Source organism: Flagellimonas abyssi (assembly GCF_019457905.1).
Lineage (GTDB): Bacteria > Bacteroidota > Bacteroidia > Flavobacteriales > Flavobacteriaceae > Flagellimonas > Flagellimonas abyssi.
The window spans coordinates 1-7,880 of record NZ_JAHZSV010000067.1; the positions used below are offsets into that span (position 1 = coordinate 1).

General features: G+C 45.2%; 8 protein-coding genes. 5 read left to right on the top strand and 3 right to left on the bottom strand.

Features of this window, described 5'->3' with window-relative positions; genetic code table 11:
* Positions 1-356 precede the first annotated feature (356 nt).
* Complete coding sequence (locus tag K1F36_RS19595; RefSeq protein ID WP_220115299.1) at positions 357-1,196, bottom strand: RteC domain-containing protein; 840 nt, start codon at positions 1,194-1,196, stop codon at positions 357-359.
* 376 nt (positions 1,197-1,572) lie between these two features.
* Between K1F36_RS19595 and K1F36_RS19600 the strand changes: the two genes are divergently transcribed.
* The 5 genes from K1F36_RS19600 to K1F36_RS19620 all read left to right on the top strand — a co-directional run bounded on the left by K1F36_RS19600 (position 1,573) and on the right by K1F36_RS19620 (position 4,904).
* Positions 1,573-1,944 carry a DUF7793 family protein gene (locus tag K1F36_RS19600; RefSeq protein ID WP_220115300.1) on the top strand — a complete coding sequence of 124 codons (372 nt, stop codon included), beginning with the start codon at positions 1,573-1,575 and terminating at the stop codon, positions 1,942-1,944.
* Positions 1,945-1,995: 51 nt separating this feature from the next.
* Positions 1,996-2,958 carry a helix-turn-helix domain-containing protein gene (locus K1F36_RS19605; RefSeq protein WP_220115301.1) on the top strand — a complete coding sequence of 321 codons (963 nt, stop codon included), beginning with the start codon at positions 1,996-1,998 and terminating at the stop codon, positions 2,956-2,958.
* Between the two features lie 82 nt (positions 2,959-3,040).
* A complete protein-coding gene (locus K1F36_RS19610; RefSeq protein ID WP_220115302.1) occupies positions 3,041-3,487 on the top strand; it encodes a MauE/DoxX family redox-associated membrane protein in 447 nt (148 codons plus the stop codon).
* Positions 3,484-4,533, top strand: a complete 1,050-nt coding sequence (locus K1F36_RS19615) for a hypothetical protein (RefSeq protein WP_220115303.1) — start codon at positions 3,484-3,486, stop codon at positions 4,531-4,533. The genes K1F36_RS19610 and K1F36_RS19615 overlap by 4 nt, the downstream gene beginning before the upstream one ends.
* 116 nt (positions 4,534-4,649) lie before the next feature.
* Entirely contained in the window at positions 4,650-4,904 is a 255-nt protein-coding gene (locus tag K1F36_RS19620) for a DUF6520 family protein (protein ID WP_220115304.1), read from the top strand.
* A gap of 48 nt (positions 4,905-4,952) precedes the next feature.
* On the opposite strand, the gene K1F36_RS19625 is transcribed toward K1F36_RS19620, so the two are convergent.
* Positions 4,953-7,262 carry a zinc-dependent metalloprotease gene (locus K1F36_RS19625; RefSeq protein ID WP_220115305.1) on the bottom strand — a complete coding sequence of 770 codons (2,310 nt, stop codon included), beginning with the start codon at positions 7,260-7,262 and terminating at the stop codon, positions 4,953-4,955.
* On the bottom strand, positions 7,249-7,880 hold a 632-nt coding region (locus K1F36_RS19630; protein WP_220115306.1), incomplete at its 5' end, for a RagB/SusD family nutrient uptake outer membrane protein. The genes K1F36_RS19625 and K1F36_RS19630, both read right to left, overlap by 14 nt.

The following is a 7,880-nucleotide window of genomic DNA, read 5'->3' on the forward strand; positions in this document are numbered from 1 at the left end:
CCTTGATGTCCTCCAAAAGTTCCACTTTGAACTCCATCAGGTCTTCCGAGGTAATAATGGTCGCTCCCATAATTTCTGAGTTTTTAAAAAGAAGGACCATCGCATTACTATCATTTCAATTAATGGCCCTTCCATCGATTTGACTTTCAAGGACAAAACTCAAAAAGGTTCTTGGAAAAACTTCCCAAGTTGGTACCAACTTGGTAACGATTTTTTTATCCTATAATTTGCATCGATTTAGCGCCATTTGGATTTTTGGGAGGTACAAAAAAGCCTGAAAATTGGAAAAAAGGGGTGCCAAAACCCCCGAAAACCAAAATTCCCAAGTTGGTACCAACTAGGGAAAAAGTCAAGGCCTATTCTTCCAGCGATTCCATCCGCTGATTGAGCATCTCGATAAGCCGTTCCAAGAAGCGTGTCCGGCTGCTCTTGCGGGAACGGATATCGATAAAGGTGTGGTAGTAATTGCCCAGATCGACATTGTAAAAGTATTCGAAATGCGAGGCCAGTTCCTTGATGTCAACGGTGCCGCCATTGATGCATTTACTGGTGTGTAGGGCATAAAGGAGCTCGATCAGATCGGTCTTGCTCCCAGTCCAAAATAGTTTTGATGGTTTTTCCATAGGTGTGTTCTTTGTAGGTTCCATATTGTTATTCAAATCGTCCACTTCCTTTCTCAGGTACACGATGAGCATATCGTATGCCATGATGGTGGACACCGTGCCGTCCTGACAGGTAGAGAACTGGTCATCGATCAAAAAGTGGAAGGATTCCAAGGGCATACGCAGATCCCGGTTGCCCCGGACAAAATACTGCTCGTCCATGGACATGGCCCCGCGCCGGTAATAATTATAGAATTCCAGATTGTCATTGAAGAAAGTCTGCAACTTATCGATCTGCTGTTGGAGATATTTGACTTGGGCCACATCCTTTCCCCGGGGACGTTTGCTCTCTATGCTGAAGAGCCTAATGTAGTAGATGAGCTTGCTGAAGATCTGGGGCTTGACGTGCTTAAAAAAATAGATCTCATCGGCCTGCGTCTCAAAATCCTTGCCCACAATCTGTTTTTGCAGTTTATGGATACACTTCTCAACCAGTACTATACCCTTCTCCGCTTTGTAAAGGATATCACCGTTCCCGCTCTCTAAAGCCTCCAATTGTCCCTCAAATTCCGATAGCAGTTTTTGATATTTCATTATAGGTAATCTTTAGTAGTCTCCAAAAACTTGCTGTCCCGCTTTCCTTATTTGTTTAAAGGAAGATCGTCACGACTCATCGTTTTTATGTTTTGGGAACTTTTGAACTGGACATTCTTCAAATCAATCCAATCGGTACCAAATGAGTTGTCCTAATTTGGACTCTTGACCCGCATCGGTATCAAACAGCACTTTTTCAAACTAATCAAAATCCATAACCTTTTGTGTACCAAGGGTAGGTTGGATGAAAAATAATCCCTTAGAGATATGCTTTTTTACATTTTGGAGCCTATTTTGTTAAAAAATGAAGATTTTTCTTGTTAAAAATATTTTTAGAAATTTTTTATTTTAACCACCCTTTTTGAAATCGTAAAGGATGAAAAGAATTGTGGAAACCGAATTGGCCACCATGTGGTTAGAGAACGATATCCTCTTTTTTGTTTGGAAAGAGCAGGTATCCATTGACCTTTCGGGAGCCAAAAAAACGGTGGCCCGTCGCATGCTCCTGCAACAGGGAAAAACCTATCGCATCCTTTGCAACATCAATGGGGTCAGGCATATCGAAAAGGAAGCCTGGCACTATCTATCCGGAGAAGGTGCCGAACTGGTCCAGGAACTTGTCCTGGTAGCGACCACGCCCCTTGAACGGGTCTTCTCCAAATATATTTCGACCCGAATGCGTTCAGCGCCCATCAAAGTGTTCCCCGACATGGAAACGGCCCGCAAGTACCTATTACACTCTCGATAGGTAGCGTATACCGTTTCCAGTGGATTATAGATCTAAAACACGGAAACGATTATGGACAGCCCAGAGAACAAAAAACGATTGGAGGATATCTACAACCAATTGGTACATATCGCCAATGGGAACTTCTCCTACCAGATCGAACGAACGGACAAAAACGATGCACTGGAGGCCCTGACCTTTTTGGTCAATTCCACTACCGAGGAACTCAGGGACGCCTTTCTGCACCAAGGCTTTATCAAAATGCCCAATTCCTATGAAATGGTCGTTCAATTGTACTTTGAACTGGATGGCAAAGGTCAAATTATCAAAACCAATCCTACGGTCGATACACTATTGCACTACAAAGAAGGGGCCTTGATCGGGCGTCCCTTTGTGGAACTGTTGGACAAGAGCCACCAAAAGGGATGGAAAAAATTGCTGAATTCGGCTCCAAAAGACCGGATTTGGGAACTGACCCTACGGTTGACCTTTACCGAACGATCGGGACTCCAGCTCTCCTCCCATTGTCATGTGATCTATTTCCCGGAACAAGAAGACAAAAAGGGAACTTTTAAGGTGACGTCCTTTGATCTGGTCAAGAAAGAGGAGACGAATCAGGGATTCCTACAGAAGAAACTGAAGCAACAATTACAGGCCCATGGTCTTTTACCAAAACCACAAAAAACGGATACCCATATCCTCCGTGCTGTGGATTTGGAGAACCTAAGGAAAGCCAAACAGCATATCATGGACAATCTGGATATGCCACTGCCCTCCATCAAAGAGCTGGCCCATTTTTGCAATACCAACGAGTACAAGTTCAAAAAAGGATTCAAGGAGCTTTTCGGCATGACGGCCTTTCAATTTCAAAAACATGAACGGCTTCGAAAGGCCCATATCCTGATAGAGCACTCCAACAAGACCATCCTTGCCATTGCCAAGACCGTAGGTTTCAAAAAGGGCAACCACTTTGCGCGGGAATTCAAAAAAAGGTATGGATATAGTCCCTCTGTGTTGAGAAGACTGTCAAAATAATCCTTTTCAGAGCCTAAATAATCCCTTAGAGATCCTTTTGACCCCTTAATTTTACATTGTAAATCAAACGGTTACAAATAAAATGAAATGGGATCAAAAACATAGCCATCGTATCGTCGAGACCATCAGCCTCCTGTTTGTCATGCTGTTCATCTATGCGGCGACCAGCAAACTTTGGGATTTCGGGCAGTTCAAAGTGCAATTGGGGCAGTCCCCGATTCTGACGGCCTATGTGGATGGGGTGGCCTGGTTGGTTCCCGGTGTGGAATACCTTTTGGCCTTGCTGTTGTTGTTCAATGGATCACGATTGGCGGCCTTCTATGGCAGTTTTGCCCTGATGGTGATGTTCACCACATATATCGTCATTATCCTAAATTTTAGCGATTACGTTCCCTGTTCCTGCGGTGGTGTACTCGAAGATTTGGGATGGACGGAACATATTGTGTTCAACCTATTTTTTGTTGCACTGGCCATCATTGGAATTATACTATTGGAAGCACATCCAACCCTCAAAACAAGTATATCATGAAAAAAGGAAAAACCGCAGTAAAACTTTTGGGAACCTCAAGTCTGGGTATGGGATTGGTCATCGCTCTTTTCCTCTCCTCGGAGCGTCAAGTGCACCGTAACAATGCCTTTACCCGAAGAATCCCTCCACATGCCATTGCCAAAAAATTTGACCTTGATCTTGGATATAATTCATATTATATAGCTGGTTACGACAACAATAATTTGTATTTGGGCAATGGTACAGCCGCATTTCATGTACTCCAGATCGACTTAAAATCGCTGGACACGACGCATATCAGGTTACATGTAAACAATCAGAAATTACAATTTCGGAATGTGCAAATCAGCGTCCTACAACCCTATTTTTTCCTGTTTGATGGAACCGTTCCCATTGTCTTGAGGGGCCATCTAGGAGATTGGAGCATACAGGACTCGAATATGAGTCCCGTCTTTTTCGATAAAGCCATACCTATTGGTAAGACTGAACTGGTCTGTAGAACATTTGATACTGATTCTCAGTCCATCACCCTTGGCTCATTTCATTTCGACACAAATGCATTGGCTTCTCTTGAACCAGAAATTTTGGAAAAACAGATAGACGGGGTTTTTGATGTGGATGGTGCCATGACAAGTACCCCCGACCATAGCTTGCTTCTCTATTCTTATTATTACCGGAACGAATTCATTGTACTTGATTCCCATCTTAATATTATAAAGCGACAAAACACGCTGGATACCGTCACCAAGGCACAAATCGAAGTGACTTCATTGAAGGAAGGACCAATATCCGAAATGCTGGCCCCTCCTGTTATCATCAACAACAGTTCATCCCTAGAGGGCTCCCGTGTCTATATCATTTCCAATCGATTGGGCAAGTATGAGAACATGGATATACTGAAACAAGCCAGCATACTGGATGTATACGATTGGAAAAAAGGCACCTATGAGTTCAGCACATACCTACACAAAACAGAACGGGAAAAAATCAGGGAAATCAAAGTAGTTGACAATCTGCTCTATGCACTTGTTGGGAACAGCTTATCCGTTTATGAACTGCGACACTAGTATGGGTGAACTGACTTAATGCATAAAATTGGAGGCGTCTCCAAAACCTATCGGCCGATAGCGGGAGAAGATCGAAAACCCGAGAACAGAGTAGATCATAATTTAAATGTAACACGATGAGAAAATTCAAATTTTTGATTCCGGCATTTGCCATTGTATTCGCAGTGGCCGCAAGTGCCTTTACCATGAAGGACAACTCAGTCCTTGATGAGAACATGATCCTTGGGGAATACTATCCAGACCCCAACGAACCCTGTCAACCCATTTCGGTTGACGATTGCTCCATCACGGGGCAGAACGTCTGCCAATTCGGTTTGGAGGACGTTTACAGGGCAGGTACCAGTTGTACCGTTCAACTGAAAAGGCAATAGGTCTTTGAAAAAGGGAGCTTTTTGGCTCCCTTTTATTTGTTTGGATCATCATAAACAGGAATTGATCCTGTTCAAGCATGCCCGTAAATGTTCTTTTTGCTGTCCATTCTCCACCTCATTTATTACCATTTCCATTTTTTTTTGAAGCTGCCTTAAACCAAAACGACATTCACTTTTGACATATTGGCTTGGGAAACGTTGCAATTGTTCCATGGAAAGCCTACTTGAAGGTGATTCAGAGCGCACATGGGACGACAGGATTTCAATATAGGCCCTTTGCAATGCTAGACGTCTTGGCGAAATGTCAGCCCTGGCATCTTGCAATTCTTGAAACAAGCCTTCCTGTAACATACTGATCATTCCCCATAGTACTGCTTCATAGTGGTGATTCCTCTCCATATGTTCCAACCTCCCCATTCGGGATACGCCCAACAGTTCCGACAATAATTGTAATTGATAGACCAATAACATATCGGAACCCCTTATTTCATCAAGTCGATATTCAAAACTGGGATGTTCCAACCATTGGGGTACCACAAAGGCATTTTGGAGCAAAAACCTAAGGGCCTTTCCCTGTTCCTCCATGGAAATGGGTGAATATACGGCACCGGGCTGAGCCCCTGATTTATAATGGATCGTATAACCACCCACAAGGGAAAGCACATGACGCATTTCATAGAACCAGAGCTCCAAGGTTTTCTTATAAAGCCGTTTCAAAAGGGCATCATCCAGTTGGTCACGGTTCAACTTTGGCAATAGCCCTATCACTTTTTCCATATTCCGAAGCCCTAGTTCCGTGCTCGTAATGGGGTCACGATTATCCACTGCCTCATGGGTGTTCCCCGGCCCTATCCTACCATACCGATCGGCATTGAACCGAAACCAAGGAATACTATCATGGGCAAGGATAATACTATCTAAAATAGGTCGCTCTTCAAATGGGGAAGTAACCTTAGGGAAGTTGCTATAGCCCCATTTAATTTGGAAAACGTCCATAGGCCCTACCTTTTGCAACAACAATGACCTAGGAATGCTATCCTCGGGCTGTGCAATATAGTTATGCCTTGCATAGCTCATGATGCTTGGCGTATGCCCCATTTTCCGGAGCCATTGCACATTCCGTATTTTCTCCACGGGGTAGGCATATTCCCCGTAATTGCCATCCATAAGCCCCAAGGCATGGCCGGTTTCATGGGAGGTCACATATTGAAAAAGCTCCCCTACCAAGGATTCGGGCACGGGATATCGTTGTGCCCGTGCATCCATGGGCGCACAGCGCACCACATATTCCTCAACAAGACTGCGCGCGGAGGAACTGATCAGAATATCGGCCTTAAGGATTTCTCCCGTTCGTTGGTCCACGATCATTTTCGCCGTTGACCCGCTTTCCTTTTCCGATCCACGAACCCCTGAAAAATTCTCCCATCGGATCATGGAATAGGTCACACTGTGACCACTTGGCACTCCTTCCGGCAAGTCCCGTACCTCAATGGCATTCTTGAACCCAGCTGCTTCAAAAGGGGCCGACCATGCCACTATTCCCGCCCGGATATAGGGTTTCCAGACATCGGGAACATCAGGGTGAAAATAAAAGGTGATCGGGACCACAGGTTCACTTAACGCCGACATCGGGTCCTTTTTCTCCATGCGCCAACGCATGATGGCCGCCTTGTAATTATCCGTTCTTTGGGCATCCCATACATCTTCCAAATAGTATCCCATCCGGTGATCGAACAATCGGGGTCGCATGGGCCGATCGGGCAACTGATAAAAACTGAAATCCACATCAATGGTCCTGAACGAAGTGCCGGAATTCTTTGTCCGTTTCGTTCGGATGATGGTCTCCCCATCCAATTTCTCCACCTTATAAATGTATGACTTTCGAAGATCAATGCGCTCAGGGGAATCATAGGCAAACCACTTGATATCATTGGCTAGTATGAGTTCGGTAGCATCTATGGTAAGACCATAGGTGTCGTTTTTATCCTTGATGACCTTGAACTTTCCCAGAACCCGTTCTTCGATCTTGTAATCGGCATCAATGGGAATCCATTCGCCAAGGGCAGAACGCACTCGGTGTTGGGTCAGTACCACCTGTTCGCCGACTTGTGACCATCGTACCGTCAATTGCCCTTTATGATGCCTTACAAACAACATAGGTTCTCCGATGATCTCCCTATCCAACACCAATAATAGCCGATTGTCCTCCAGATAGGCCCCTATACCATTATTGGCCTGCCCCCAAAGAGGGCAGGCCACCCCAAGAAGTAGCGCACTTAGGGCAAGAGCCCTATGGACAATGCGTTTCCTTCCCGAGGCAATGGAGCTAATCCAAAACATAATCTTAATAACCTTCATTTTGTGGTGCCAGGTTTGGGTTCAACAAAAGGTCGGATTGGGGAATGGGCAAGTTGATGGCAAAAGGCTCCCATTCCGGTTTGATGGCACCTAAAATGGCATCGGCCCTAGCGGTCCGTTTCAGATCGAAAAACCGATGTCCCTGCTCCGAAAACAGTTCCACTGCCCTTTCTTTATAAACTGCATCCAACAAAGCTGTACCGGACAGTCCCGAAATCGGTGCAAGCAATGCCCGCTGTCGGACCCGGTTCAGATAAGCCAGCGCCTCAGCATCCTGGCCCAAATGTGCATAGGCCTCCGCACATATCAAATACAGCTCGGACAACCGAAGTAAAACGGAGCATTCCTCCGTACTAGGGCTTGGTGTGTTCAACTTATATTTATTGGCATAGTACCAGGTTTCACCGTCACCAACGACCTGGCCCACCCAGGCCTGCAAACGGCCATCCCCAGCTTCGAACCGGTTGATAAAATCGTTGTTAAGGGCAGAGTTCGGAGGTGGAGCTTCCGAAAAGACAAATGTTGATCCCTCTTTGGTGTTGTTGCCCGGCAGGCCTGAATCCAACTGCCAAAGGGTTTCAGGGCTGTCCTTTTTAAAAACCAACAGCAAATCCTCTT

Excerpts from the sequence above, each read along its gene's own strand:
- K1F36_RS19595 (WP_220115299.1), bottom strand. The coding sequence starts at position 1,196 with ATGAAATATCAAAAACTGCTATCGGAATTTGAGGGACAATTGGAGGCT.
- K1F36_RS19600 (WP_220115300.1), top strand. The coding sequence starts at position 1,573 with ATGAAAAGAATTGTGGAAACCGAATTGGCCACCATGTGGTTAGAGAAC.
- K1F36_RS19605 (WP_220115301.1), top strand. The coding sequence starts at position 1,996 with ATGGACAGCCCAGAGAACAAAAAACGATTGGAGGATATCTACAACCAA.
- K1F36_RS19610 (WP_220115302.1), top strand. The coding sequence starts at position 3,041 with ATGAAATGGGATCAAAAACATAGCCATCGTATCGTCGAGACCATCAGC.
- K1F36_RS19615 (WP_220115303.1), top strand. The coding sequence starts at position 3,484 with ATGAAAAAAGGAAAAACCGCAGTAAAACTTTTGGGAACCTCAAGTCTG.
- K1F36_RS19620 (WP_220115304.1), top strand. The coding sequence starts at position 4,650 with ATGAGAAAATTCAAATTTTTGATTCCGGCATTTGCCATTGTATTCGCA.
- K1F36_RS19625 (WP_220115305.1), bottom strand. The coding sequence starts at position 7,262 with ATGAAGGTTATTAAGATTATGTTTTGGATTAGCTCCATTGCCTCGGGA.